At 72.3% G+C, this 22,593-nt stretch carries 30 protein-coding genes and 1 riboswitch; of the genes, 28 read left to right on the top strand and 2 right to left on the bottom strand.

The genetic code is table 11. The features are described 5' to 3' along the window. Nucleotides 1-25 precede the first annotated feature (25 nt). Complete coding sequence (locus AC4GYY_RS08845; protein ID WP_491119901.1) at nt 26-433, bottom strand: DUF4844 domain-containing protein; 408 nt, start codon at nt 431-433, stop codon at nt 26-28. Nucleotides 434-551: 118 nt separating this feature from the next. Here AC4GYY_RS08845 and AC4GYY_RS08840 point away from each other — a divergent pair, with 118 nt between their 5' ends. The 28 genes from AC4GYY_RS08840 (at nt 552) to AC4GYY_RS08705 (ending at nt 21,817) form a co-directional block, all read left to right on the top strand. Further along, the gene (locus AC4GYY_RS08840; protein ID WP_491119900.1) at nt 552-881 is read left to right on the top strand and encodes a DMT family transporter; all 330 of its coding nucleotides are present in this window, start codon (nt 552-554) and stop codon (nt 879-881) included. Further along, on the top strand, nt 881-1,540 hold the full coding sequence (locus tag AC4GYY_RS08835; protein WP_491119899.1) for a spermidine synthase family protein: 660 nt from the start codon (nt 881-883) through the stop codon (nt 1,538-1,540). Before AC4GYY_RS08840 ends, AC4GYY_RS08835 begins: the two co-directional genes overlap by 1 nt. 66 nt (nt 1,541-1,606) lie before the next feature. Continuing rightward, on the top strand, nt 1,607-2,695 hold the full coding sequence (locus tag AC4GYY_RS08830) for a phage portal protein (RefSeq protein WP_491119898.1): 1,089 nt from the start codon (nt 1,607-1,609) through the stop codon (nt 2,693-2,695). Beyond that, nucleotides 2,692-2,985: a DUF6127 family protein gene (locus AC4GYY_RS08825; protein WP_491119897.1), complete on the top strand. Its 294-nt coding sequence runs from the start codon at nt 2,692-2,694 to the stop codon at nt 2,983-2,985. Before AC4GYY_RS08830 ends, AC4GYY_RS08825 begins: the two co-directional genes overlap by 4 nt. Nucleotides 2,986-3,071: 86 nt before the next feature. Further along, nucleotides 3,072-3,479 (top strand): HK97 family phage prohead protease, encoded by a 408-nt coding sequence (locus AC4GYY_RS08820; RefSeq protein ID WP_491119896.1) that lies wholly within the window; start codon nt 3,072-3,074, stop codon nt 3,477-3,479. 103 nt (nt 3,480-3,582) lie between these two features. After that, on the top strand, nt 3,583-4,581 hold the full coding sequence (locus tag AC4GYY_RS08815; protein ID WP_491119895.1) for a phage major capsid protein: 999 nt from the start codon (nt 3,583-3,585) through the stop codon (nt 4,579-4,581). A 178-nt stretch (nt 4,582-4,759) separates the two neighbouring features. Next, a complete protein-coding gene (locus tag AC4GYY_RS08810; protein ID WP_491119894.1) occupies nt 4,760-5,305 on the top strand; it encodes a head-tail connector protein in 546 nt (181 codons plus the stop codon). Further along, nucleotides 5,302-5,703 carry a tail completion protein gp17 gene (gene gp17, locus AC4GYY_RS08805; protein ID WP_491119893.1) on the top strand — a complete coding sequence of 134 codons (402 nt, stop codon included), beginning with the start codon at nt 5,302-5,304 and terminating at the stop codon, nt 5,701-5,703. The genes AC4GYY_RS08810 and gp17 overlap by 4 nt, the downstream gene beginning before the upstream one ends. Nucleotides 5,704-5,828: 125 nt before the next feature. Beyond that, nucleotides 5,829-6,236 carry a phage major tail protein, TP901-1 family gene (locus tag AC4GYY_RS08800; protein ID WP_491119892.1) on the top strand — a complete coding sequence of 136 codons (408 nt, stop codon included), beginning with the start codon at nt 5,829-5,831 and terminating at the stop codon, nt 6,234-6,236. A gap of 70 nt (nt 6,237-6,306) precedes the next feature. Next, entirely contained in the window at nt 6,307-6,615 is a 309-nt protein-coding gene (locus tag AC4GYY_RS08795) for a gene transfer agent family protein (protein WP_491119891.1), read from the top strand. 173 nt (nt 6,616-6,788) lie between these two features. Further along, nucleotides 6,789-6,932 (top strand): phage tail assembly chaperone, encoded by a 144-nt coding sequence (locus AC4GYY_RS08790; protein ID WP_491119890.1) that lies wholly within the window; start codon nt 6,789-6,791, stop codon nt 6,930-6,932. Then, on the top strand, nt 6,925-7,470 hold the full coding sequence (locus tag AC4GYY_RS08785; RefSeq protein ID WP_491119889.1) for a tail tape measure protein: 546 nt from the start codon (nt 6,925-6,927) through the stop codon (nt 7,468-7,470). Before AC4GYY_RS08790 ends, AC4GYY_RS08785 begins: the two co-directional genes overlap by 8 nt. A 1-nt stretch (nt 7,471) precedes the next feature. Continuing rightward, nucleotides 7,472-9,721 (top strand): DUF2460 domain-containing protein, encoded by a 2,250-nt coding sequence (locus AC4GYY_RS08780; RefSeq protein ID WP_491119888.1) that lies wholly within the window; start codon nt 7,472-7,474, stop codon nt 9,719-9,721. 68 nt (nt 9,722-9,789) lie between these two features. Then, the gene (locus AC4GYY_RS08775) at nt 9,790-10,590 is read left to right on the top strand and encodes a DUF2163 domain-containing protein (protein ID WP_491119887.1); all 801 of its coding nucleotides are present in this window, start codon (nt 9,790-9,792) and stop codon (nt 10,588-10,590) included. Continuing rightward, nucleotides 10,587-10,961 carry an NlpC/P60 family protein gene (locus AC4GYY_RS08770; RefSeq protein WP_491119886.1) on the top strand — a complete coding sequence of 125 codons (375 nt, stop codon included), beginning with the start codon at nt 10,587-10,589 and terminating at the stop codon, nt 10,959-10,961. Before AC4GYY_RS08775 ends, AC4GYY_RS08770 begins: the two co-directional genes overlap by 4 nt. A 3-nt stretch (nt 10,962-10,964) precedes the next feature. Beyond that, the gene (locus AC4GYY_RS08765; protein ID WP_491119885.1) at nt 10,965-13,106 is read left to right on the top strand and encodes a phage tail protein; all 2,142 of its coding nucleotides are present in this window, start codon (nt 10,965-10,967) and stop codon (nt 13,104-13,106) included. 27 nt (nt 13,107-13,133) lie between these two features. Next, nucleotides 13,134-13,631, top strand: a complete 498-nt coding sequence (locus AC4GYY_RS08760) for a DUF2793 domain-containing protein (protein WP_491119884.1) — start codon at nt 13,134-13,136, stop codon at nt 13,629-13,631. Nucleotides 13,632-13,758: 127 nt separating this feature from the next. Then, a complete protein-coding gene (locus AC4GYY_RS08755) occupies nt 13,759-14,877 on the top strand; it encodes an OmpA family protein (protein WP_491119883.1) in 1,119 nt (372 codons plus the stop codon). 210 nt (nt 14,878-15,087) lie between these two features. Further along, complete coding sequence (locus AC4GYY_RS08750; protein WP_491119882.1) at nt 15,088-15,438, top strand: DUF3147 family protein; 351 nt, start codon at nt 15,088-15,090, stop codon at nt 15,436-15,438. Continuing rightward, on the top strand, nt 15,435-16,058 hold the full coding sequence (locus tag AC4GYY_RS08745) for a nicotinate-nucleotide adenylyltransferase (protein ID WP_491120240.1): 624 nt from the start codon (nt 15,435-15,437) through the stop codon (nt 16,056-16,058). Before AC4GYY_RS08750 ends, AC4GYY_RS08745 begins: the two co-directional genes overlap by 4 nt. 53 nt (nt 16,059-16,111) lie before the next feature. Further along, the gene (gene rsfS / locus AC4GYY_RS08740) at nt 16,112-16,465 is read left to right on the top strand and encodes a ribosome silencing factor (protein ID WP_491119881.1); all 354 of its coding nucleotides are present in this window, start codon (nt 16,112-16,114) and stop codon (nt 16,463-16,465) included. 41 nt (nt 16,466-16,506) lie between these two features. Beyond that, entirely contained in the window at nt 16,507-16,929 is a 423-nt protein-coding gene (locus tag AC4GYY_RS08735; RefSeq protein ID WP_491119880.1) for a 23S rRNA (pseudouridine(1915)-N(3))-methyltransferase RlmH, read from the top strand. Further along, the gene (locus AC4GYY_RS08730) at nt 16,929-18,065 is read left to right on the top strand and encodes a murein hydrolase activator EnvC family protein (protein WP_491119879.1); all 1,137 of its coding nucleotides are present in this window, start codon (nt 16,929-16,931) and stop codon (nt 18,063-18,065) included. Before AC4GYY_RS08735 ends, AC4GYY_RS08730 begins: the two co-directional genes overlap by 1 nt. A gap of 87 nt (nt 18,066-18,152) precedes the next feature. Further along, on the top strand, nt 18,153-19,508 hold the full coding sequence (locus tag AC4GYY_RS08725; RefSeq protein ID WP_491119878.1) for a S41 family peptidase: 1,356 nt from the start codon (nt 18,153-18,155) through the stop codon (nt 19,506-19,508). Beyond that, on the top strand, nt 19,505-19,987 hold the full coding sequence (locus AC4GYY_RS08720) for a disulfide bond formation protein B (protein WP_491119877.1): 483 nt from the start codon (nt 19,505-19,507) through the stop codon (nt 19,985-19,987). The genes AC4GYY_RS08725 and AC4GYY_RS08720 overlap by 4 nt, the downstream gene beginning before the upstream one ends. After that, nucleotides 19,984-20,517, top strand: a complete 534-nt coding sequence (locus tag AC4GYY_RS08715; RefSeq protein ID WP_491119876.1) for a demethoxyubiquinone hydroxylase family protein — start codon at nt 19,984-19,986, stop codon at nt 20,515-20,517. Before AC4GYY_RS08720 ends, AC4GYY_RS08715 begins: the two co-directional genes overlap by 4 nt. A gap of 12 nt (nt 20,518-20,529) precedes the next feature. Next, on the top strand, nt 20,530-20,997 hold the full coding sequence (locus AC4GYY_RS08710; RefSeq protein WP_491119875.1) for a hypothetical protein: 468 nt from the start codon (nt 20,530-20,532) through the stop codon (nt 20,995-20,997). A 32-nt stretch (nt 20,998-21,029) separates the two neighbouring features. Continuing rightward, a riboswitch (ZMP/ZTP riboswitch) is annotated at nt 21,030-21,111 on the top strand. Between the two features lie 19 nt (nt 21,112-21,130). After that, nucleotides 21,131-21,817 (top strand): DJ-1/PfpI family protein, encoded by a 687-nt coding sequence (locus AC4GYY_RS08705; RefSeq protein WP_491119874.1) that lies wholly within the window; start codon nt 21,131-21,133, stop codon nt 21,815-21,817. Nucleotides 21,818-21,978: 161 nt separating this feature from the next. Here the strand turns inward: AC4GYY_RS08705 and AC4GYY_RS08700 are convergent, their stop codons facing one another. Beyond that, complete coding sequence (locus AC4GYY_RS08700) at nt 21,979-22,584, bottom strand: LolA family protein (RefSeq protein WP_491119873.1); 606 nt, start codon at nt 22,582-22,584, stop codon at nt 21,979-21,981. Between the last annotated feature and the right edge of the window lie 9 nt (nt 22,585-22,593).

Raw genomic sequence — 22,593 nt, 5'->3', positions numbered from 1 at the left:
CTAACGCTCAAAAGGCGACGCTTGATCAGGGAAGAGCGAGTGCGCGATCATCGCCTACGGGGAACAAGCCGCTGTCCTCTTTAAAGCCTGCCGCACGCCAAATGCGGACTGCGTAGCGCCCAACCTCGTCCCGATCTTCCGTCGCGAACGTGTCGGTCCTCTCCAAAAGCTGGCCGAGGCGGCGGCGCACTTCGCCTGAATCGAGCGGGTCAGGCATAGCATCGATGTCACGGATGCTGTCGTCCACTGCCGCCCGCAACGGCGCTTGATCTTCTGGGGTGTCGGCACCTGTATACTCGCCATGCGGCGAGAACTTCGTTTCTTGCAGGATCGTCATGAGCGCGGGTCTGTTATGCGGCGTTCCGGGCGGCGAAGCGCTGCCACAGGCGGCAAGGACCGTCAGGGCTAAAGCGGCGAGTCGCAAGCGGTGCATGGCCGCAGAATGGCGCGGCGGCGGGTGCGCGGCAATGTCCGCTCACCCCCAAACCCGGACATTCGCGCCGGTCTAGGCACGGTTGCCGGGGGCGGGTGCGGCCCGTATCGCCTGACGGATGAGCTATCTCTTCCTCGGGATCGCGATCGTCGCGGAGGTGATCGCGACCTCGTTCCTGAAGCAATCGGAGGGGTTCACGCGCGTCGGGCCTACGATCGTGGTGGCGATCGGCTATCTGGTCGCGTTCTTCTGCCTGTCGCTGGCGCTCAGGACGATCCCGACCGGGGTGGCCTATGCGATCTGGTGGGGGGTCGGGACGGTGACGATCGCGGGGATCGCCTGGGCGTTTCAGGGGCAGAAGCTGGACGGCGCGGCGGTCGCCGGGATGGCGATGATCGTTGCGGGGGTGCTGGTGATGAACCTGTTCTCGAAGACGGCGGGGCATTGATGATCCCGCGCGAGAAGCTCGGCGAGACGGTGGCGCCCGAGGGCGAGGTGCTGGGGCTGTACCGGCGGGGTGGGGATTACTTCATCACGCTGGGGCGCAACGAGCTGATGACCTCGCGGATGAGCGGGTCCGAGGAGGCGCTGGTCGATCTGGCGTGTGGCGGGCTGGGCGATGGCGCTCGGGTGCTGATCGGCGGCTATGGGATGGGGTTTACGCTGCGGCGGGCGCTGGCGGTGCTGGGGCCGGGCGTCGAGGTGACGGTGGCGGAGATCGTGCCGGCGATCCTCGACTGGGCGCGGGGGCCGATGGCGGAGCTGACCGCGGGCGGCCTCGACGATCCGCGGACGCGGGTGGTCGAGGGCGATGTCGCGGCGGTGATCCGCGACGGGCCGTGGGACGCGATCCTGCTCGATGTCGACAATGGGCCGGACGGGCTGACGCGCGCAGGGAACGACCGGTTGTACCGCGCAGGCGGGTTGGCGGCGGCGCGGGAGGCGCTGCGGCCCGGCGGGCGGCTGGCGGTGTGGTCGGCGGGGCCGGATGCGGCGTTCGCGAAACGGTTCGCGAGCGCGGGGTTCGCGGTGAGCGAGCATGTCGTGCGGGCGCGGCAGAACGGGAAGGGGCCGCGGCACGTGATCTGGGTGGGGGTGCGCTCCTAGCGCACGGGTCCTTCGAGACGGCGCTTCGACAAGCTCAGCGCCTCCTCAGGATGAGCGGAGGGTAGAATGAAATTGTTCGGGTGGAAGCCCGGGCGCGTCGAGGCGCGTCCGGCGCTCGCGCGTGCCGGTTTGATCGGGGCGGCGCAGGGGGCCCCGTTCGCATTTGGGCCGCAGGGGTATGAGGCGCAGGTGCGCGCGGGGTATCTCGGCAATCCGGTGGCGCAGCGGGCGGTGAAGCTGGTCGCCGACGGTGTCGGGGGGACGCCGTTCGATGCGAGCGAGACGACCAAGGCGCTGGTCACCACGCGGGTGCTGGGGACGGTGGCGGCGCAGCTGCTGCTCCACGGCGATGCGTTCGTGCAGGTGCTGCGCGGGGCGGAGGGCGAAGCGGTGGAGCTGTTCGCGCTGCGGCCCGAGCGGGTGGCGGTGGAGGCGGACGGGTTCGGGTGGCCGGCGGCGTATCTCTACCGGGTCGGAGCGAGGACGGCGCGGTTGCCGTGCGAGGAGGTGATCCACCTGCGGGGGTATCATCCGCTCGACGATCATTACGGGCTGGGGTGCCTGGGCGCGGCGTCGGGGGCAATTGCGGTCCACAATGCGGCGAGCGCCTGGGCGAAGGGCTTGCTCGACAATGCGGCGCGGCCGTCGGGGGCGCTGGTCTACGATCCGGGGGACGGTTCGGCGCTGTCGGCGGAGCAGTTCCGGCGGCTGAAGGCGGAGATGGAGGCGGGGTTCGCGGGCGCGGCCAATGCAGGGCGGCCGATGCTGCTCGAGGGCGGGCTGAAGTGGCAGGCGCTGTCGCTGACGCCTGCCGATCTCGACTTCGCCGAGACCAAGGCGGCGGCGGCGCGTGAGATCGCGCTCGCCTTCGGGGTGCCGCCGATGCTGCTCGGGCTGCCGGGGGATTCGACCCATGCCAATTACAAGGAGGCGAACCGGGCGCTGTGGCGGCTGACGGTGCTGCCGATGGCGGAATGGGTGCTGGGCGAGCTTTCGCGCGGGCTGGCGGGGTGGGTCGCGGACGCCGCGATCACGGTCGATCCCGACAAGGTGCCGGCGCTGGTCGAGGACCGCGAGCGGCTGTGGCGGATGGTCTCCGCGGCGACCTTCATCAGCGACGAGGAGAAAAGGCAGATGACGGGGTGGGCGAAGTGACCGGCTCGGTCTTGGCGCAGCTGCTCGCGCAGGGAAGCGAGCGCGGTGCGGACCTGGCGACGCTGCGGGCGATCGCGGAGGAAGCGGGGGAGTTGGGAGCAACGCGGGCGCTGACCCGGCTGGGCCTCGCCGACGAGGGGGCGACGCGGGATGTGGCCGAGCTGCGCGAGCTGCTGGGGGCGTGGCGGGATGCGAAAAGGTCGGCGTGGAAGTCGGTCGCGGGGTGGGTCTGCGCGGTGCTGCTTGGGGTGCTGGCGATGAAATTGGGGTTCGGGGAGTGGGTGAAGTGATCCTGCTGCGAACGCTTCCGACTGCCCCTCTCCCCGACCAGCGCGGGGTTGATCGCGCCCCGCGCGATCAAAGCCATGCCGGGGGCATGGCTGACCCCGCGCTCCCCGCAAGCGGGGAGAGGGAGAAGACGGTTCGCATCACCGGTTATGCCGCTGTGTTCGGGCTGGTGGACCGGGTTGGCGATGTGATCCGCGCCGGGGCGTTCGGGGAGGCCTCGCCGGTACCGCTCTTGTGGCAGCATCGGGGTCCGCCGGTCGGGGAGATGCTGGCGATCGGGGAGGATCCGCGGGGGGTGTGGATCGAGGCGGATGTCTCTGATCCCGAGGTCGCGCGGCTGGTGCGGTGCGGGGCGCTGCGGGGGCTTTCGGTCGGGTACCGTGCTCGGGTCGTCGAGCAGGGGGCGTATCGGGCGATCGTGCGCGCAGAGCTGGTCGAGGTGAGCCTGGTGGCGGTGGCGATGCAGCCGCGGGCGAGGGTGACCAGCGTCGATTGAGTTTTGCCGGGGGTTGGGCGGACTGCCCCTCTCCCTTCCGCCGGTCTGCGACCGGCTCCCTCCCTCTCCCCGCAAGCGGGGAGAGGGAATATTGGAGAATATCATGAGCGAAGTGATGGTGCGGCCGGCGCTGGAAGGCGCCGGGCGGGGGACGGGTGCGTTCGGCGGCTTCGTGCGAACGGGGCTGGCGCTGGAGACCAAGGCGTTCACCGGGGTGACGGGGGACAGCGGCGGCTATGCGATCCCCAAGGAGATCGACGCGGTGATCGACGCCGCGCTCAAGGCGGCGAGCCCGATCCGGTCGGTGGCGAACGTCGTCCGGGTGGGCTCGGCGGGGTATCGCAAGCTGGTGACGACGGGGGGCACGCCGAGCGGCTGGGCGGCGGAGACGGGCGCTCGGACCGAGACCGCGACGCCGACCTTCAACGAGATCGCGCCGCCGATGGGCGAGCTCTACGCCAATCCGAGCGCGTCGCAGGCGATGCTCGACGATGCGACCTTCGACGTCGAGGAGTGGCTCGCCGGCGAGATCGCGGCCGAGTTCGCCAAGGCGGAGGGGACCGCGTTCGTGAGCGGCAACGGGACCAACCGGCCCAAGGGGTTCCTCCAGCAGCCGACTGCGACGACGGGCGACGCGAGCCGCGCGTTCGGGACGCTCCAGTATCTGGCGAGCGGAGCCGCGGGGGATTTCGGCAGCGCGCCGCAGGAGCGGCTGATCGACCTGGTGCAGGCGCTGCGCGCGCCGTACCGGCAGGGCGCGGTTTGGGTGATGAACGCGGCGACGCTGGCGCGCATCCGCAAGTTCAAGACGTCTGATGGCGCGTTCGTATGGCAGGCGAGCCTGTCGGCGGGGCAGCCGGCGACCTTGCTCGGCTATCCGGTGATCGAGGCGGAGGACATGCCGGATATCGCGGCGAACTCGCTGTCGCTGGCGTTCGGCAACTTCAAGCTGGGCTATGTCATCGCGGAGCGGAGCGAGACGGCGATCCTGCGCGATCCGTATTCGAACAAGCCGTTCGTCAATTTCTACGCGACCAAGCGCGTCGGCGGGTGCGTGACGAACAGCGAGGCGATCAAGGTGATGAAGTTCGCCGCAGCCTAGCTTCGGATTGCGCGAGCAATCCGAAGACTCGGCAAGGCCGGGCAGCGAGGACGGCAACGCCGTCCTCGTCTGACGGGCTTGCCGCGACTTGGCACGGTGCGGGATGACCGCCCGTGCCCCTCCACCAGCTTCGCTGGTCCCCCTCCCCGAGCAAGCTCGGGGAGGACTGGAGAAGATCATGACAATATCTCCAATTTCCGGCGCGGCGCTGGCCTCGGCGGTGGCGGCGGTGCGCGCGTTTCTGCGGATCGAGGGCTCGGCCGAGCAGGCGGTGGTGGAGCAGGCCGCGGCGTCCGCCATCGCGATCGGCGAGGCGTTCACCGGGGCGCTGTTCGTGCGGCGCGGCGTCGAGGAGCGGGTGCCGGCCGCGAGCGGATGGGCGGCGTTGGCGGAGCAGCCAGTGGCGTCGATCGACGCGGTGTTGGATGCGGACGGCGTGGCGCTGGCGGTCGAGGCCTATGCGGTCGACATCGACGCCGAGGGGCGGGGGTGGGTGCGGCTGACCGGTGGGTCGGCGACCCTCACCGTGCAGTATTCGGCGGGGCTGGCCGTGAGCTGGGACGCGCTCGATGCGCCGCTGGCGCAGGGCGTGGTGTTGCTGGCGGCGCATCTGTTCGACCGGCGCGATGCGGGAGCGCAGCCGCCGGCGGCGGTGGCGGCGCTGTGGCGGCCGTATCGGCGGATGCGGCTGGCGTGGCCGTCTCGCTCGGAGGTCGCGGCGTGAGCGCGGGGGCGGCGATCCAGGCGGCGGTGGTCGCGGCGCTCAAGGCGCGGGACGAGTTCGCGGGCGTGGCGGTGTTCGATGCGCCGCCGGTGCGGGGCACGGTTCCCTATGCGGTGGTCGGCGAACCGGAGCTTCGCGATGCGAGCGCGAAGGGGCTGGTCGGGCGCGGCGGCGTCGTCACCGTGAGCTTGCACGACGCCGGCGAGCAGCCGTGGCGGATGCGCGCGCTGGTCGGAGTGATCGCAGAGGCGGTCGAGGCGATCGCCGGCGAGCTGGGCGGCGGATGGCGCGCGACCGGCTTCGTTCTCGCGCGCGAACGGGTGGTGCGGGCGAGCGCGCGTGACCGGTGGATGGCGATGAGCGAGTTCGCGGTGCGGGTGTGGCGGGTGGATGGGTGAGGGAGCCCACTCACGCCTCCCCGGCGAAGGCCGGGGCCCAGTAACGACGCAGCCCGAGACTAGGCCCCGGCCTTCGCCGGGGAAGCGGATAGTGCTGCCCGGGTGACGATTTGGGGAGAGATAACATGGCGGTGGAGAAGGGATCGGCGTTCCTGTTGAAGGTCGGGGACGGGCAGCCGTCGCCGACCTTCTCGACGGTCGCGGGGATGCGGACGACGCAGCTCTCCGTCAGCGGCGAGGCGGTGGTGGTCACCAACAAGGATTCGGGCGGGTGGCGGCAGTTGCTGTCGGGCGCGGGCGTCAGGAGCGTCGCGGTGTCGGCGGCGGGGGTGTTCACCGGCTCGGCGGCGGAGGCGCGGGTGAAGGCGAGCGCCTTGTCGGGCGTGCTCGACGATTACCGGCTGACCTTCGAGGGGGGCGAGACGATGACGGGCAAGTTCCTGGTCACCCGGCTGGATTATGCCGGGGATTTCAATGGGGAGCGGACCTACACGCTGTCGCTGGAGAGTTCCGGCGCGGTGGTGGCGGCGTGATCCTTCGATACGCGCCTTCGACTGCGCTTCGCTCCGCTCAGTCGCTACTCAGGACGAACGGAGGTGAGGCATGAGCGCGAATCCGGTGCGGGGCGAGGCGTCGTTGCGGGTCGGCGGGGTCGAGGTTGTGCTGCGGCCGACGTTCTCGGCGCTGGTGGCGGCGGAGGGGGAATTGGGGCCGCTGTTCGCGCTGGTCGAGCGGGCGGCGTCCGGCGGGTTGGCGCTGGCCGAGACGGTCGCGCTGTTCTGGCATTGCCTGCACGACGCGCCCGAGGGGGTGACGCGCGAGCGGCTGGGGGAGGCGGTGGTGGCGACCGGGCTGGCGGGGGTGACGCCGGTGCTCCGGGTGCTGCTGGCGCAGATCTTGGGGGGGCGGTGAGTCCGCCCGATCCTCCCCGTTTACGGGGAGGTGTCAGCGAAGCTGACGGAGGGGGCTCTCCTCCTCTAGCGGCCCGAGGAGGAGAGCCCCCTCCGTCTCGCTGCGCTCGCCACCTCCCCGCAAGCGGGGAGGATTTCAGTGGGGCCGCGCTGCGCCTTGCCGGTCTGGCCGGGGTGGCGTTCGGGTGGTCGCCCGACGCCTTCTGGCGGGCGACGCCGGCGGAGTTGGGGGCGTTGGTGCGCGCGGTCAGCGGCGATGCGCCGGGGGTGGATGCCTCGGTCGTGGCGCGGCTCAAGGAGAGGTTTCCCGATGGATGACGAGATCGACCGGCTGCTGGCCGGGATGCGCGGCGATGCGAGCAATGTCGCGCGCGAGGTGGCGGCGTTGCAGGCGTCGCTCGACGGGCCGCTGGCGGCGGGGGCGGCGCGCGCGGGGGCCGCGATCGAGACCTCGCTGCTGCGCGCGGTCAGGACCGGCAAGCTGGGGTTCGAGGACCTGCGGCGGAGCGCGCTGTCGGTCATGGACGCGATCGCGGCGTCGGCGCTGCGGGGCGGAATCGACGGATTGCTCGGCGGCGGTGGGCTGGGCGCGGCGCTGGCGCTGCTGGTCGGGGGTGCGCCGGGGCGGGCGACGGGCGGAGCGGTGTCGCCGGGGCGGCCGTACTGGGTCGGCGAGCGCGGGCCGGAGCTGATCGTGCCGGCGTCGGCGGGAACCGTGGTTCCGGCAGGCGGGGCGGCGCGCGAGGTGCGGGTGGCGATCACGGTCAATGCGGCCGCGGACGCGGCGCCGGCGGCGCTCAGGCAATCGAGCCGGCAGGTCGCGCGCGCGGTCCGTGCGGCGCTGATGGAGGCGTGAGATGGGGTGGTGCCTGGTGAGCGACGCCAAGGGTCGGGCCGAGGGGACGATGTCGCGGTTCGACCCGGTCTATTGGACGGTCAATTTCCCGCGGCCGATGATGGCGGCGGTGACGACGATCGCGGCGGATGCGCTTCGCGTCGATGCCGTGTTCTACCGGCAGGACGATCTGGCGGGGCTGATCTGGGAGGCGGAGGATCGGCACGACCATCCGCTGCTCAGGTACGGGACGGCGCGGGACTTTCGCGGCTGCCGGCTGAGCTTTCGGTGGCGGTCGGCGGGGGTGCGCGCGCTCGACGCCATCAACGGCCCGGTGCTGACGATCGAGGGGCGCGACGCGGGGGGCGTGGCGCGGTCTTGGTACGTGCGGTTGTGGAATTATGCGGTCGGGTCGCCCGAGGATGCGGCGGTGGCGATCGACTTCGCGCACGTCGACGGCGGGTTCGCGCTGCCGGGGGAGGCGGATCCGGTGTGGGCGGGGGATGTCGACCGGATGTTCGTGTCGCTGGTGCCGCCCGGCTATACCGGGGCGGATGCGCCGCTGGCGGTGGCGGCGGAGGGGTGGGCGGAGCTGTCCGCGATCCGCTGCGACGGGCCGGGGGCGGTGCTCTCGGTCGGCGACGCGGTGCTGCCGGAGCATTCGCTGGGGATCGCGACCGGGTATGACGATGCGTACAACCTGACGCCCGAGCGGGTGCTGCGGCAGGCGCTGGCGCTGGGGTATCGCGGGGCGATCGATCACTACGTGGGCATGAGCCACTCTTTCCGGCTCGACGGGGGGATGGTGACGACGAACGGCGGGGCGCTGAACGTCGCCTGCGCGGCGTGGCACCGGGATTTCGCGACGCGGGCGAAGACGCTCGGCTACGATGTGATCTGGTCGGTGTCGTACGAGCTGTTCGCGGAGCATTGCCCCGATGCGTGGAAGCAGCGGTACGCCGACGGCTCGCCGGCGCTCACCGGGTGGGAGCCGCCCTCGGCCCTGCTGTCGCCGGTGAACGGCGCGGCGATGGCCTATGTGCAGGCGGCGGCGCGGGCGTTCGTCGGGATCGGCGTGGCGGCGGGGCTCGCGCCGAAAGTCCAGGTGGGCGAGCCGTGGTGGTGGACGTCGGCCGACGGGCGCATCGCGCTCTATGACGCGGCGGCGGTGGCGGCGTTCGCGCCGGTGCCGATCGCCGATGTGCGGGGGGCGCTGACCGGGCCGCAGCGGAACACGCTCAACCGCGCGGGGACGCGGCTGGCGGCGTCGACCGCGGCGCTGACCGCGGCGGTGCGTGCGGAGCATCCGGGGTGCGCGACCTATCTGCTCGCCTATCTGCCGACGGTGCTGGATCCGGCCGCGCCCGAGCTGAAGCGGGCGAACCTGCCGCTGGGGTGGGCGCCGCCGGCGTTCGATGTGCTCCAGCTCGAGGATTACGACTGGGTGACCGCGGGGCGGACGCGCGACAGCGCCAAGGGTGCGGCGGAGGCGACGGCGCGGCTGGGCTATCCGGCCGAGGCGCAGGAGTATCTGTCGGGGTTCGTGCTGCGGCCGGAGGACGCGCGGCAGTGGAAGCGGATCGTCGCGGCGACGGGGGCGGCGCGCGCGCGAGGGGTGCGGCGGGCGTACCTCTGGGCGCTGCCGCAGGTGCTGCGCGACGGGCTGGTGGTGTGGGACGGGGAGGACGAGATGGACGCCTTCGACGACGTGCTGTTCCCGATCGCGCTGGGGCGCGAGGCGGAGGTCGCGCCGGAGTTCCGGACGAGCGTGGTGGCAAGCGCGGCGGGGTACGAGACCCGGAGCGCCGCCTGGGCGGAGGCGCGGACGCGCTACGACGTCGGGGCCGGGGTGCGCAGCGAGGCGGATATCCAGACCTTGCTCGCGTTCTTCCGGGCGCGGATGGGACCGGCGCGCGGGTTCCGGCTGCGCGATCCGTTCGACAGCGAAGGCGTCGGCGAGGTGCTGGGCGAAGGCGACGGAGTCGAGACGCGGTTCGCGCTGGTGCGGCGCTATGGCGAGACGACCCGGCGGGTGACGCGGCCGGTCGCAGGCTCGGTTCGCGTGTTCCTCGACGGGGTCGAGACGGCGGCGTTCGCCGTCGACGGCGGGATCGTCGCGTTCGATGTCGCGCCGCCCACCGGCGTGGTGGTGACGGCCGGCTTCGCGTTCGACGTGCCGGTGCGGTTCGCGCAGGACCGGCTGAGCGTGACGCGCGCGACCTTTCTGGCAGGCGAGGCGGCGAGCGTGCCGCTGGTCGAGGTGCGGGAATAGGTCTTCGGACCCTTCGAGACGGCGCTTCGACTTCGCTCGGCGCCTCGTCAGGATGAGCGGGGTGAGGGATGGCTGACATTTTGGCGACGGTGGCGTTCGCGTGGACGATCGCGCGCGTCGATGGGGTGACGATCGGGTTGACCGATCATGATCGCGATCTGGTGCTCGACGGCCTCGTCCATTGTGCCGCGCCGGGGATGGTCCCGTCGGCGGTGGCGCGGCGGGACGGGCTGGAGGCGGATACGATGGCGCTGGCGGGCGCGCTGATCGCAGGCGCCATCGCCGAGCGCGATCTGCTGGCGGGACGGTGGGACGGGGCGCGGGTGCGGCTGCGCGCGGTCGACTGGACGACGGGCGCGACACTGGCGGAGCTGGGCGGCGGGACGATCGGGGCGGTCGAGCTGTCCGAAGGCGGGTTCTCCGCCGAGTTGCGCGGGGCGGCGGCCGCGCTCGACACGCCGGTGGCGGAGGAGACCTCGCCGTTGTGCCGGGCCGAGCTGGGCGACGCTCGGTGCCGCGTGGCGATGGCGGGCCGGCGGCGGTTCGCGCGGGTGCTGGCCGCCGACGGCGCGGTGCTGACGCTGGATGCCGCGGAGCCGGTGGCGGGGGCCTATGCCGGCGGGCGCGTGCGGTGGTTCTCTGGCGAGAACTGCGGACTGGAGGATGCGGTGGCGGGGTCGGACGGCGCGGCGGTCACGCTCAGGATGCCGCCGCGCTTCGCGCCCGAGCGCGGCGCGCTGGTGCGGCTTGGGGAGGGATGCGACCGGACGATCGCGACCTGTGCGGGGCGGTTCGGCAATGCGGCGAACTTCCGCGGCGAGCCGTACCTGCCGGGGATCGACCTGCTGACGCGCTATCCGGGCGGATGAGCGCGGTCGTGGCGCGGGCGCGGGCGTGCCTGGGGGTGCGCTTCCGCGCGCAGGGGCGCAATCCGGCGCATGGGCTCGACTGCGCGGGACTGGTGGGGGTGGCGCTCGACGTCGACCTGCCGGCGGACGCGCCGCTCCGATGCGCGGATGTCGCACGGATGATGCGCGGCGCAGCGGCATTGGGGCTGCACCGGGTGGACGGCGCGCGGGCGGGCGATGTGGTGCTGTTCGCGAGCGGGCCGGGGCAGTTGCATCTGGGGGTGCTGAGCGACGGCGGGGTGATCCACGCCGATGCGGTGGCGCGGCGTGTCGTTGAGCGCGCGGGGGCGCCGCCGTGGCCGGTGCTCGCGATGTGGCGGAAGGAGGGGTGAGCGATGGCGACGCTGGTGCTGACGGTCGTCGGCGGGGTGATCGGCGGGCCTGTCGGGGCGGCGATCGGCGGGCTGGTCGGCAATGCCGTCGACCACACGATCTTCGCGCCGCCGGGGCGCGAGGGACCGCGGCTGACCGAACTGTCGGTGCAGACCTCGTCCTACGGCACGCCGATCCCCAAGGTGTTCGGCCGCATGCGCGTCGCCGGATCGGTGATCTGGGCGACCGACCTTCGGGAGCATCGGTCGACCGACGGCGGCGGCAAGGGGCAACCCTCGACGACGAGCTACAGCTACTCCGCCTCGTTCGCGGTGGCGCTGTCGTCGCGGCCGATCGTGTCGGTGGAGCGGATCTGGGCGGACGGCACCCTGCTGCGCGGCGCCGCGGGCGACTGGAAGGCACAGACGGGGTTCCGGCTGTACCCGGGCGACGAAGCGCAGACCGCGGACCCGCTGATCGCTTCGCTGGAGGGGGCGGGGCTGACGCCGGCGCACCGCGGTGTCGCCTATGCGGTGTTCGAGGACCTGCAACTCGCCGACTTCGGCAATCGCATCCCGTCGCTGACCTTCGAGGTGACCGCGGACGCCGCGCCGCCGACGATCGCGGAGATCGCGGTGGAGATCGGCGCGGGCGCGGTCGCGGCCGAACCGCTGGCCGCGACGCTGGCCGGCTTCTCCGCTTACGGCGACAGCGCGCGCGGCGTCGCGGAGCTGCTGGCGCGGGCGGCGGGCGGATGGTTCGCGGCCTCGGCGCACGGCGTGGCGCTGCGGGCGGGTGGGGGCACGACCACCGCGGTCGAGGACGCAGGGTTCGGCGCGGATGCGCCGCGACGGGGGCGGACGATCGCGCCGATCGAGACGGTGGCGCGGACGCTGGCGGTCTCTCATTATGACCCGGCGCGCGATTACCAGACCGGGATGCAGCAGGTCGCGCGCCCCGGCTCCGGCTCACGGCCTGAGCGGGTCGAGCTGCCGGCCGCGCTGGACGCGGGCGCGGCGCGGACGCTGGCCGCGGCGATGCTGGCGCGCGCGGAGACCGAGCGAGTGCGGCGGACGGTGTCGCTCGACCTGCGTGGGGCGGCGATCGCGCCCGGCGAGCGGGTGACGATCACCGGCGAAGCGGGGACATGGCGGGTGGCGGCGGCCCGGCTGGAGGGGATGGCGGCGACGCTGGAGCTGACGCCGCTCGCGCCGGCTTCGGTGCCGGTCGCGTCGACCCCGGGGCGAGCGCTGGGCGCGCCGGACCGGGCAATCGGCCGGACGGTGCTGCATGCGTTCGAGCTGCCCAACCTGGACGACACGCTGCTGAGCCAGCCGCGGGTGCTGATCGCGGCGGCGGGAACGGGCGAGGGGTGGCGGCGCGCGGCGCTGCTGACGAGCCTGGACGGCGGGGCGACGTGGAGCGGCGCGGGATCGACCGCCTTGCCCGCGACCATGGGGACAGTGGCGCTTGCGCCCGGCGACGGGCCGTCAACCGTGCTCGACCTGGCGAACGCGATCGAGGTCGAACTGCTCCACGACGCGATGTCGCTGGCGAGCGTCGATGCCGCCGCGCTGGATGCGGGCGCGAACCTGGCGGTGGTCGGCGGCGAATTGCTCCAGTTCGGCGTGGCGACGCAGCTGTCGCCGACGCGGTGGCGGCTGACGCGGCTGCTCCGCGCGCGGCGCGGCGTCGCGGCGGCGCATGCCGCGGGCGAGCCGTTCACGCTGCTCGCGACCGAGAGCGTCGCCGCGGTGACGCTGCCGACCACGGCGATCGGGTCCGCGCTGCGCGTGCTGGCGAGCGGAGTCGGCGATGGCGGCGATCCGGCCGAGACGGCGCTGGCGATCGCCGGCGTGTCGGTCGCGCCGCCCGCCCCGGTGCGGCTGGCCGCCGAGCGGCGCGACGACGGCGCGACGCGGCTGACCTGGATCCGCCGCAGCCGGCTGGGCTGGGCGTGGCGCGACGGCGGCGACGCGCCGCTGGGAGAGGAGCGCGAGGCGTACCGCGTGACGATCGCCGCCGACGGGACCGAGCGGACGCTGACGACGACCGCCGCCGAGGCGCTCGCGACCGCGGCGGAGACCGCCGCCGGGGCGGAGGTGACGGTCCGGCAACTGGGAACCGCCGCCGAGTCCGTCGCGGCGCGGCTCTCGCTGTCGTGAGCAGCACCAGCAGAGGAGGAGGATGACGTGAGCGAGACCGTACGGTTCGCGCTGCCGCTGATCGACGCCGGGCAGGCGCAGAAGGAGGTGACCCACAACGAGGCGCTGACCGCGCTGGACCTGATCGTCCAGGCGTCGGTGGTCGATGTCGGGGTCGACGCGCCGCCGCCGTCGCCCGCGCCGGGCCAAGCGTGGGTGGTGGGCGGATCGCCGAGCGGCGCCTGGGCGGGGCATGCCGGCGCGGTCGCCGGCTGGACGCAGGGCGGCTGGCGCTTCGTCGCCCCACGCGAGGGGACCGAGGTGTGGTGCGCGGCCGCCGGGTGCGCGGCCCGGTATCGCGGCGGCGCATGGGAGACGGGCGTGGTGCGGGGCACGGCGCTGGTGGTCGACGGCACGCGGGTGGTCGGGCCGCGGGCGGCGGCGATCCCGGACCCGAGCGGCGGCCCAACCCCCGACCCGCAGGCGCGGTCGGCGATCGCCGCGATCCTGGCGGCGCTGCGGGGGCACGGGCTGATCGCCCCGTGAGCTCCGCCGCGCCAGCGGGGTGTGGCTGTGAGGCAACACTCGGGGCTTTTGTCAACTTGACGGAAACGAACGTTCGGATAGAAGGTTTGCGCTGTCTGAATGGACACCTGAGAAAAGGGGATTATTAATGCGCAAGCTTGCCGTTGGACTGGCGCTCGCCACCACCGCGCTCGCGTCGCCCGCCCTCGCCCGCGATGATTCGTGGTACGTTGGCGTCGAAGGCGGCGGGATGATCGTGGAAGATATCAAGTACGATATCAACGTCGTTAATGGGAACGAGAACGCCAAGGTCAATCACGACTACGGCTGGGACGTCGGCGGCAACCTGGGCTATGATTTCGGTGCGTTCCGCATCGAGGCCGAGGTGGGCTACCGCTCGGCGACCATCGACGGCTATCGTTCGAACGTCGCCACCCCAGGCGCACTCGGCGGCAGCGTCGTCTCGTTCCCGGCTGGCACCTACAGTGGCGCCGGCGGCCGCACCTCGGCCTTGTCCTTCATGCTGAACGGCATGCTGGACTTCGGTGACGACGACGGCATCCAGGGCTTCGTCGGCGGCGGTGTCGGCGTCGCGCGCGTCAAGGCGCGCTATGCGGTCCAGCCGCAGCTGAGCTTCATCAACGACAGCGACACCAAGTTCGCCTATCAGGGGATCGCGGGTGTCCGCGCGCCGCTGACCGACCATGTCGACGTGTCGTTCAAGTACCGGTTCTTCACCGTCGAGGATTTCCGCGTCACCGACATCGGGCCGCGCAACTTCCAGGGCCGGTTCCGGTCGCACTCGCTGCTCGGCGGGCTGACCTACAACTTCGGCGAGCCGGCCGCTCCGCCGCCGCCGCCCCCGCCGCCGCCGCCGCCTCCCCCGCCGCCGCCGCCGCCTCCTCCGGCCGTGACGTGCTCGCCGGGTCCGTTCATCGTGTTCTTCGAGTGGGACAAGTCGGACATCACCCCGGAAGCCGGGTCGATCCTCGACAATGCGGTCACCCAGTATCAGTCGTGCGGCAACGCGCAGGTGATGCTCGCGGGCCATGCGGACCGCTCGGGTTCGGCGTCGTACAACGTCGGCCTGTCGCAGCGCCGCGCGGATGCGGTGAAGGCGTATCTCTCGTCGAAGGGCATCCCCGACGGCGTGATCTCGACCGAGGCGTTCGGCGAGAGCCGCCCGCGCGTCGAGACCGCCGACGGCGTCCGCGAGGTGCAGAACCGCCGCGTGGAGGTCACCTACGGTCCGGGTTCGGGCCAGTAAGGCGATCGCTCAACGAGCAGACAAGGGGAGGTCGGCAGCGATGCCGGCCTCCCTTTTCTTTTGCGCAGCCGCAATGCCGCCGGCCGGATGGCGCGACGCCGACCCGGCGGCTGTGGGCTCCGACAGCATCGCCGCATGAGGCGCTCCGCCGAGCCGGCGATCCCATCCGCGGCGCTTTCCAGCGCCGACGGCCGGCGGTAGACCGCGACGATGCTTTACCTCGCCCTCAAGGCCGCGATCTCGGGCGTGCTGATCGCCATCGCATCGACGCTGGCGAGGCGCTACCCGGGGTTCGGCGCGCTCGTCGCGTCGCTGCCCCTGGTGTCGGTGCTCGGGATGATCTGGCTGTGGCGCGAGCAGCCGGACGCGCCCAACATGGCGCGGCATGTCGAGGCGACCTTCTGGTACGTGCTGCCGTCGTTGCCGATGTTCCTCATCATCCCCGCGTTGCTGCGTGACGGCATCGGCTTTCGGGCCGCGCTGGCGCTGGGATGCGGGGTCACGATCCTGCTCTATGCCGCGGTGACGACGTTCGGGCCGCGGTGGGGGCTGCGACTCTGACGCGGGTCGGGCTGCTCGGCGGATCGTTCAATCCCGCGCATTCCGGGCACCGCGCCATCACGCTCGCGGCGATCCGCGCGCTGGGGCTCGACGAGGTGTGGTGGCTGGTGTCGCCGGGCAATCCGCTCAAGCCCGCCGCGGGGATGGCGCCGTTCGCGGCGCGACTGGCGTCGGCGCGGCGGATGGCCCACCGCGCGCCGATCCGGGCGCGCGATCTCGAGCGACGGCTCGGGACGCTCTATACGGTGGACACGGTGCGGGCGATCGTCCGCCGCTATCCGCGCCGGCGCTTCGTGTGGCTGATGGGGGCGGACAATCTCGCGCAGTTCGACCGGTGGCGGGACTGGCGCGGCATCGCGCGCACGCTGCCGATTGCGGTGATCGCGAGACCGGGCTATGACGTTCCCGCCCACGCGGCCCCCGCGATGGGCTGGCTGCGGCGCTTCCAGCGGCCCGTGCGCCAGGCCAAGGACTGGACGTCGTGGAGTGTCCCCGCGCTCGTGATGCTGCGGTTCCGCCCCGATCCGACCTCCGCGACGCGGATCCGCGCCGCCGACCCCGCCTGGCATGCGCGCGGCATCCACCCCATATTCGCCGCCAGACCCTTCACCCAGGAGTGACCTTGCCCGCTTCCCAACCCGCCTTCCGATCGCCTGACGCCGACAGCGTAGCGGTGCTCCACCGGCTCGTCCTCGACAGTCTGGACGACGACCAGGCGGTCGACACGATCTCGATCCCGCTCGCGGGCAAGTCGACGATCGCCGACCACATGGTGATCGCGAGCGGCCGGTCGACGCGCCAGGTCGCGTCGATGGCGTCGAAGCTGGCCGAAAAGATCAAGGGCGAGTGCGGGCGGCCGGTGCGGATCGAGGGGCTGCCGACCGCCGACTGGGTGCTGATCGATGCAGGCGACGTGATCGTCCACCTGTTCCGCCCCGAGGTCCGCAGCTTCTACAATCTGGAGCGGATGTGGTCGTTCGGCGAAGCCCCGGCGGCGGGACCGGGCGAGGTCGCGGGAACGGCCTGACGCGCGTTCGACAATCGCGCGGGCACTGCTAGACCGGGGCGATGCTGCTCCATATCGTCGCGCGCGGGCGGATCGGGCGGTCCGCCGAACGGGAGCTGGTCGAACGCTATCTGGGACGGATCGCCTGGCCCACACGGGTGACCGAGCTTCCCGATCTCGGCGGGCGCGTCCCCGACGTTGCGGCGCAGACGCGGACCGTCCTGCTCGACGAGCGCGGCGAGGTGCTGCCGTCGACCGGCATCGCGACGCAACTGGGGCGGTGGCGGGACGACGGCGTGCGCGAGGCGCGGTTCCTGATCGGCGCGGCGGACGGCTTCGGCGAGGCCGAGCGCGCGGGGGCCGACCTGCTGCTCTCGTTCGGGCGCGCGACCTGGCCGCATCTGCTGGCGCGGGCGATGCTGGCGGAGCAACTCTACCGCGCGACGACGATCCTCGCCGGCCACCCGTACCACCGCGAGGGATGATGCGGCGCGCGCTCTTGTTCGTGCTGTTGCTCGCGGGGCCGGGAGCTTTGGCGGCGCAGGGCGGCGCATCCGCGGATCGGCGGCAGCTCGCGCAGGCCAAGGCGGCCTCGGCGGCCGCACAGGTGCGCGCGGCGGCGCTGGACCGCGCCGCCGCCGCCGAGCGCGACGCCGCGGCGCGGGCGCGGACCGAGGAACAGGCGGTGGCGACTCGGGTCGAGCGCCGGGAGGCCGATCTCGCCGCCGCGGAGGCGCGGGTGCGGATCGTCGATGCGCTGCTCACGGCCCGGCGCCGCGATCTCGCCCGGCGGCAGGCGCCGGTGGCGCGGCTGCTCGGCGCGTTGGGGATGATGGCGCGCAGCCCGACGATCGCGACCGTTGCGCGGCCCGGCTCGATGGACGACCTGGTTCATCTGCGCGCGGTGCTGGGGAGCGTGACGCCGGTGGTGCGGGCGCGGACCGCGGCGCTGCGGCGCGAGCTGGCGCAGATCCGGCGGCTCCGCGCCGACGCGGGGGTGGCCGCGCAGGCACTCGCCGACGGCCGGGCGGCGCTGGTGCGCGAGCGGCAGGCGTTGGCGGCGCTGGTGGCCGCGCATGCCGGACGCGCCGACACGCTGCGGCGGCGCGCGCTGATTCAGTCGGATCGCGCGATCGCGCTGGGCGAGACCGCGCGCGACCTGGTCGACCGGATGGATCAGGCGGGCGACGCGGCGCAGACCGTGCGCGACCTGGCGACGCTCACCGGACCGCCCGGCTCGGCCGCAGCGGCGGGGGGACGACCATACCGGCTGCCGGTCCGCGGGCGGCTGCTGACCGGGTTCGGCGAGGTGTCGCCCGACGGCGTGCGTGCGCGCGGGCTGACCTTTGCCGTCGCCGGCGGCGCGCCGGTCACCGCGCCGGCGGCCGGGCGCGTGCTGTTCGCCCGGACCTTCCGCGGCTACGGCGTCGTCGCGATCCTCGACCACGGCGAGGGCTGGCGGACCGCGCTGATCGGACTGGCGTCGGCATCGGTGCGACCCGGCGCCCAGGTCGCCGCGGGCGCGCGGGTCGGCGTCGCGGGGGGCGGACGCGCGCCGATTGTGACGGTCGAGCTCTATCGGCGGGGACGGCCCGTCGACATCGCGGCGCTCGCCTCGTGAGCGCTTCAGCCCGGGTTCACGGCGGCTGCGCTTCCGTCGGACGGGATTTGCCGCTACGCTCGAACGACCGCTGACACAGGACCGCTGATGCGCGCCAAGCTCTTGAAATCCGCCGCGATCGGCGGCGCTCTCCTCCTGGGCACCGCCGCGCTCGCCGCCGGCACCGAAACGGCGCGGGCGATGGACCAGTTCGTCCAGGTGTTTGCAGAGGTGAAGCGCAACTATGTCGACCAGGTCACCGACCAGCAGCTGATCGAGGGCGCGATCCAGGGGATGCTGTCGAGCCTCGACCCGCATTCGAGCTACGTCAGCAAGCTCGACTTCGACAACCTGAAGATCATGACCGAGGGCAATTACGGCGGCCTCGGCCTCACCGTCTCGATGGAGGACGGCGCGGTCAAGGTGATCGCGGCGCAGGAGGATACGCCGGCCGACCGCGCGGGGATCAAGTCGGGCGACTATATCACCCACATCGACGGCAAGCTGCTGTTCGGCGGGACGCTGGACGAGGCGGTGACCGCGATGCGCGGCAAGGCCGGCACCAAGATCGCGCTGACCTTGGTGCGTCCGGGCCGCGACAAGCCGATCGACGTGACCGTCACCCGCGAGGTGATCGTCCAGAAGCCGGTCAAATGGGAAGTAAAGGGCGACGTCGGCTACATCAACATCAACAGCTTCTCCGAATCGACCGGCGCGGACACCCGCGCGGCGATCATGGCGATCACCAAGTCGCTCGGGCACAAGCCGCTGGGCTATGTGGTCGACCTGCGGGAGAACGGCGGCGGGCTGCTGACGCAGGCGATCGCGGTCAGCGACGCCTTCCTCGACGCAGGCGAGATCGTGTCGCAGCGCGGACGCGAGCGGACCGATATCGAGCGCTATTTCGCGAAGCCGGGCGACGACGCGGCCGGGCTGCCGGTGATCGTGCTGACCGATCCCGGAACGGCGTCGGCCAGCGAGATCGTCGCCGGCGCGCTCCAGGACCATCACCGCGCGATCGTCATGGGCGAGCGGACCTTCGGCAAGGGTTCGGTGCAGACGCTGCTGCCGCTCGGGCCGAACACCGCGCTCCGCCTCACCACCGCGCGCTACTACACGCCGTCGGGGCGGAGCGTGCAGGAGGGCGGAATCGAGCCCGACATCACGGTGCCCCAGCTGTCCGATCCCGATTACAAGAGCCGTCCGGTATTCCGTGAGGCGGACCTGCGGCGGCACCTGATCAACGAGATCAAGGCGGACAACGCGGTGCTCGAGGAGGATGTGAAGGACGATCCGCGGCTGACCGCGACCCCGGATAGCCTCAAGAAGCAGCGGATCGACGATTTCCAGCTCTGGTATGCGCTCAAGACGATCGCAAGGGTGGGCGGGGCGACGCAAGTCGCGGCGGTGACCGCGGCGATGGCGAAGGATTACAAGCCGCTCCCCGATCTGGCGGCCAAGTGAGCCGCACCCTGGTCTTCGCGCGCTGGCTGGCGCTGCTGATCCCGGCGTCGCTGCTCGCCGGTGCGTGGGCATCGCAGCTGATCGGGCATCTCTATCCGTGCGAGATGTGCCACTGGCAGCGCTGGCCGCACTATGGCGCGCTCGCTGTCGCGGCGCTCTCGTTCGCGGTCGGCGGGCGGGCGGTGAAGACGACGCTGGTCGCGGGCGCGGCGGCGCTGATCGCCGTATCCGGGTTGATCGGCGTGTTTCACGCGGGCGTCGAATGGCATTGGTGGCAGGGAATCACCGCCTGCTCGCGCACAGTCCAGACCAGCGGGATGAGCGCGGACGACATGCTGAAGGCCGTGCTCGCGGCGCCGGTGGTGCGGTGCGACGCCGCGCAGTGGCGGCTCGCCGGCATTTCGCTGGCGGGATGGAATGCGATCGTCTCGCTCGGTGGCGCGGCGGTGATCGGATGGCTGCTGAGGAGGCGGGGATGAGCTGGAAGCCGGGCGACAGACGCGAGGCGACCGCGTCGATGATTCGCGTCGATCAGGCGGGCGAGTACGGCGCGACCCGCATCTACGCCGGCCAGCTGGCGGTGCTGGGCGGGCGCTCGACCGCGTCGCGGCAGGTGTCGGCGATGGCGCTTCAGGAGGAGAAGCACCGCGCCTTCTTCGACCGGATGATCGCCGAGCGCGGGGTGCGGCCGACCCTGCTCCAGCCGTTCTGGAACGTCGCCGGCTATGCGCTGGGCGCGGTGACCGCGGCGATCGGGCCGGAGGCGGCGATGGCCTGCACCGCGGCGGTCGAGACCGAAATCGACCAGCATTATGCGGATCAGCTCGCCGAGCTCGGCGACGGCGACCGCGAGCTGTCGGCGGCGGTGGAGGAGTTCCAGGCCGAGGAGCTCGAGCACAAGGCGACCGCTTTGGCGAGCGGGGCGGAGGACGCCTTCGCCTATCCGCTGATGTCCGCTGCGATCCGGCTCGGCTGCCGCGTCGCCATCGCCGCGTCGAAGCGGATCTGATAGGAGAATGCGATGAGTTCCCGCCTCCTCGTTGCCGCGCTGGCGTTCGCCGCGCTTCCGGCGACCGCCCAGACTGCGGGGCCGGCGGCGCCGGACCTGGTTCGCGCGAAGCCGATCCAGGGCGAGGCGGAGGTGTCGAAGAACGCGCCCGTCGGTGGCGTGCTGGTGCTCTACGGCAACCAGCGGTGCCCGACGAACAAGGACGGGGCCGAGGTCGTCGTCTGCGTCCGCCGCAGCGCCGAGGAGCAGTTCCGCATCCCCAAGGAGCTGCGCAACTTTCAGGTGACGCCCGAGAACCAGGCCTGGGCCGCGCGCGAGCAGGGCGTGCTGTCCGAAGGGACGGGCGCGAACAGCATCGGCAGCTGCTCGGTGGTGGGCCCGGGCGGACAGGCGGGCTGCTTCAACCAGGCGGTGAAGACCAACCGGGCGACGAACCGCGAGCGCGCGAAGACGGATTCGGTGGACCTGTCGCCCTATTGAGCTTCCGTCCGGTGCCGGAGCGGTGTAGTCGCGCTCCGTCGCACGACTGGCGCTGACGCGGGCGAACCGCGGGGAAGTGCGACCGCAGCGACGCCGCGCGCCTGGGCATCCACTTTGACGAGGAGCCGAGGCCATGCGGATCGCCTTTCTGCTGTTTCCCGACGTCACCCAGCTCGATCTGACCGGGCCGGCGCAGGTGCTCTCGCGCCTGGGGCACGGCACCCGGCTCGACCTGGTCTGGGCCACGCGCGAGCCGGTGCCGACCGACGCCGGCTTCTCGATCGTCCCGACCGCGACCTTCGCCGAAGCGCCCGCCGCGGACATCCTGTGCGTGCCCGGTGGCTTTGGGACGAATGCCGTGATCGCAGACGCCGCCGCGCTGGCCTGGGTGCGGCAGGTCGGCGAGACGGCGACCTGGGTGACGAGCGTATGCACCGGCTCGCTGATCCTGGGCGCGGCCGGGCTGCTCCGCGGCTACCGCGCGACATGCCACTGGACCCAGCGCGAGACCCTGCGGCTGTTCGGGGCGGAGCCGGTGGCCCAGCGCGTCGTGACCGACCGCAACCGGGTGACCGGCGGCGGCGTCACCGCCGGAATCGACTTCGCACTCACGCTGACCGCGCTGATCCGCGGCGAGGCGCACGCGCGCGGCGTTCAGCTCAGCCTGGAATATGATCCACAGCCGCCATTCGATTGCGGCTCGCCCGACCGCGCGGGGCCAATCCTGGCTGAAACGGTACTGGAACGCGGTCGCAAGGTGGCGCCAGAGCGCGAAGCGGAGCTGCGCAGGCTTGCGCAACAGCTCGGGTTCGGGGGATGAGGAAAGGCCCCCGCTCCGGGGGCAGGAGCGAGGGCCGACCTGACGTTCGTCACGCAGGCGGGACTGGGAGCCCATCCGGGCAACAGGGGGAAATCCCGAACAGCCCCCGTCCGCCGGCCCCTAGTAGGACAACGAACCTGTCGCAGAGGTGAACGACCCGTTCAGTTTCGCCCACCCTTGCTCCGCGGATCGTTCCAGCGGAACATCCCGTCGCTCACCGGCTGGTTGAACCGAGGGTTCGCAAGGCGGACCGTGGTGCGGTTGCCCTGACTGTCGAGCATGACCCAGCCCTGCATCGCCAAGCCGGCCGGCGCCGCCGCGTCCTTGGCGAAGACGAGGGTGATGCGGCCGTATTCGGGGTGTTTGGGGTCGTAACCCTCGACCGAGAGTACCGACGGATTGCCCGAGGGAACGACGCGGGCGAAGCGCGAGATGTCCTTCGACGGATCGAGCAGCACCCCGAGCGGCGAGTTGGCGATCGGCCAGCGGTTCACCTGCTTGACCGAATAATCGATGTAGTTGAGCGCGCGCCCGTCGCCGACGACGAGGATCGGCACCCCCTTCTGATACTGGAAGCGGATGCGACCGGGGCGCTTGAGCGTCAGCGTGCCGGAGATCGACTTGCCGTCGCGTCCGGTCTGGACGAACGACGCCGTCATCGTGTCGAGCGCACGCAGGTGCGCCTGGACCTGGGCGAGGCCCTCGGACTGCGCGCTCGCGGGAGTCGCGGCGACCAACGCGGCGGCGACGGGGATCAGGAACTTCAACGGGGGTCT

This window comes from Sphingomonas sp. SP6, from assembly GCF_058313435.1.
The sequence above is the reverse complement of the archived record's forward strand: the minus strand, read 5'-3'. Positions and strand labels throughout refer to the sequence as shown.

What these genes read in the sequence shown, in the direction of transcription:
- AC4GYY_RS08845 (WP_491119901.1), bottom strand. Translation starts at nt 433, where the DNA reads ATGCACCGCTTGCGACTCGCCGCTTTAGCCCTGACGGTCCTTGCCGCC.
- AC4GYY_RS08840 (WP_491119900.1), top strand. Translation starts at nt 552, where the DNA reads ATGAGCTATCTCTTCCTCGGGATCGCGATCGTCGCGGAGGTGATCGCG.
- AC4GYY_RS08835 (WP_491119899.1), top strand. Translation starts at nt 881, where the DNA reads ATGATCCCGCGCGAGAAGCTCGGCGAGACGGTGGCGCCCGAGGGCGAG.
- AC4GYY_RS08830 (WP_491119898.1), top strand. Translation starts at nt 1,607, where the DNA reads ATGAAATTGTTCGGGTGGAAGCCCGGGCGCGTCGAGGCGCGTCCGGCG.
- AC4GYY_RS08820 (WP_491119896.1), top strand. Translation starts at nt 3,072, where the DNA reads ATGGCTGACCCCGCGCTCCCCGCAAGCGGGGAGAGGGAGAAGACGGTT.
- AC4GYY_RS08815 (WP_491119895.1), top strand. Translation starts at nt 3,583, where the DNA reads ATGAGCGAAGTGATGGTGCGGCCGGCGCTGGAAGGCGCCGGGCGGGGG.
- AC4GYY_RS08810 (WP_491119894.1), top strand. Translation starts at nt 4,760, where the DNA reads ATGACAATATCTCCAATTTCCGGCGCGGCGCTGGCCTCGGCGGTGGCG.
- AC4GYY_RS08800 (WP_491119892.1), top strand. Translation starts at nt 5,829, where the DNA reads ATGGCGGTGGAGAAGGGATCGGCGTTCCTGTTGAAGGTCGGGGACGGG.
- AC4GYY_RS08795 (WP_491119891.1), top strand. Translation starts at nt 6,307, where the DNA reads ATGAGCGCGAATCCGGTGCGGGGCGAGGCGTCGTTGCGGGTCGGCGGG.
- AC4GYY_RS08785 (WP_491119889.1), top strand. Translation starts at nt 6,925, where the DNA reads ATGGATGACGAGATCGACCGGCTGCTGGCCGGGATGCGCGGCGATGCG.
- AC4GYY_RS08780 (WP_491119888.1), top strand. Translation starts at nt 7,472, where the DNA reads ATGGGGTGGTGCCTGGTGAGCGACGCCAAGGGTCGGGCCGAGGGGACG.
- AC4GYY_RS08775 (WP_491119887.1), top strand. Translation starts at nt 9,790, where the DNA reads ATGGCTGACATTTTGGCGACGGTGGCGTTCGCGTGGACGATCGCGCGC.
- AC4GYY_RS08770 (WP_491119886.1), top strand. Translation starts at nt 10,587, where the DNA reads ATGAGCGCGGTCGTGGCGCGGGCGCGGGCGTGCCTGGGGGTGCGCTTC.
- AC4GYY_RS08765 (WP_491119885.1), top strand. Translation starts at nt 10,965, where the DNA reads ATGGCGACGCTGGTGCTGACGGTCGTCGGCGGGGTGATCGGCGGGCCT.
- AC4GYY_RS08755 (WP_491119883.1), top strand. Translation starts at nt 13,759, where the DNA reads ATGCGCAAGCTTGCCGTTGGACTGGCGCTCGCCACCACCGCGCTCGCG.
- AC4GYY_RS08750 (WP_491119882.1), top strand. Translation starts at nt 15,088, where the DNA reads ATGCTTTACCTCGCCCTCAAGGCCGCGATCTCGGGCGTGCTGATCGCC.
- AC4GYY_RS08735 (WP_491119880.1), top strand. Translation starts at nt 16,507, where the DNA reads ATGCTGCTCCATATCGTCGCGCGCGGGCGGATCGGGCGGTCCGCCGAA.
- AC4GYY_RS08730 (WP_491119879.1), top strand. Translation starts at nt 16,929, where the DNA reads ATGCGGCGCGCGCTCTTGTTCGTGCTGTTGCTCGCGGGGCCGGGAGCT.
- AC4GYY_RS08725 (WP_491119878.1), top strand. Translation starts at nt 18,153, where the DNA reads ATGCGCGCCAAGCTCTTGAAATCCGCCGCGATCGGCGGCGCTCTCCTC.
- AC4GYY_RS08715 (WP_491119876.1), top strand. Translation starts at nt 19,984, where the DNA reads ATGAGCTGGAAGCCGGGCGACAGACGCGAGGCGACCGCGTCGATGATT.
- AC4GYY_RS08710 (WP_491119875.1), top strand. Translation starts at nt 20,530, where the DNA reads ATGAGTTCCCGCCTCCTCGTTGCCGCGCTGGCGTTCGCCGCGCTTCCG.
- AC4GYY_RS08705 (WP_491119874.1), top strand. Translation starts at nt 21,131, where the DNA reads ATGCGGATCGCCTTTCTGCTGTTTCCCGACGTCACCCAGCTCGATCTG.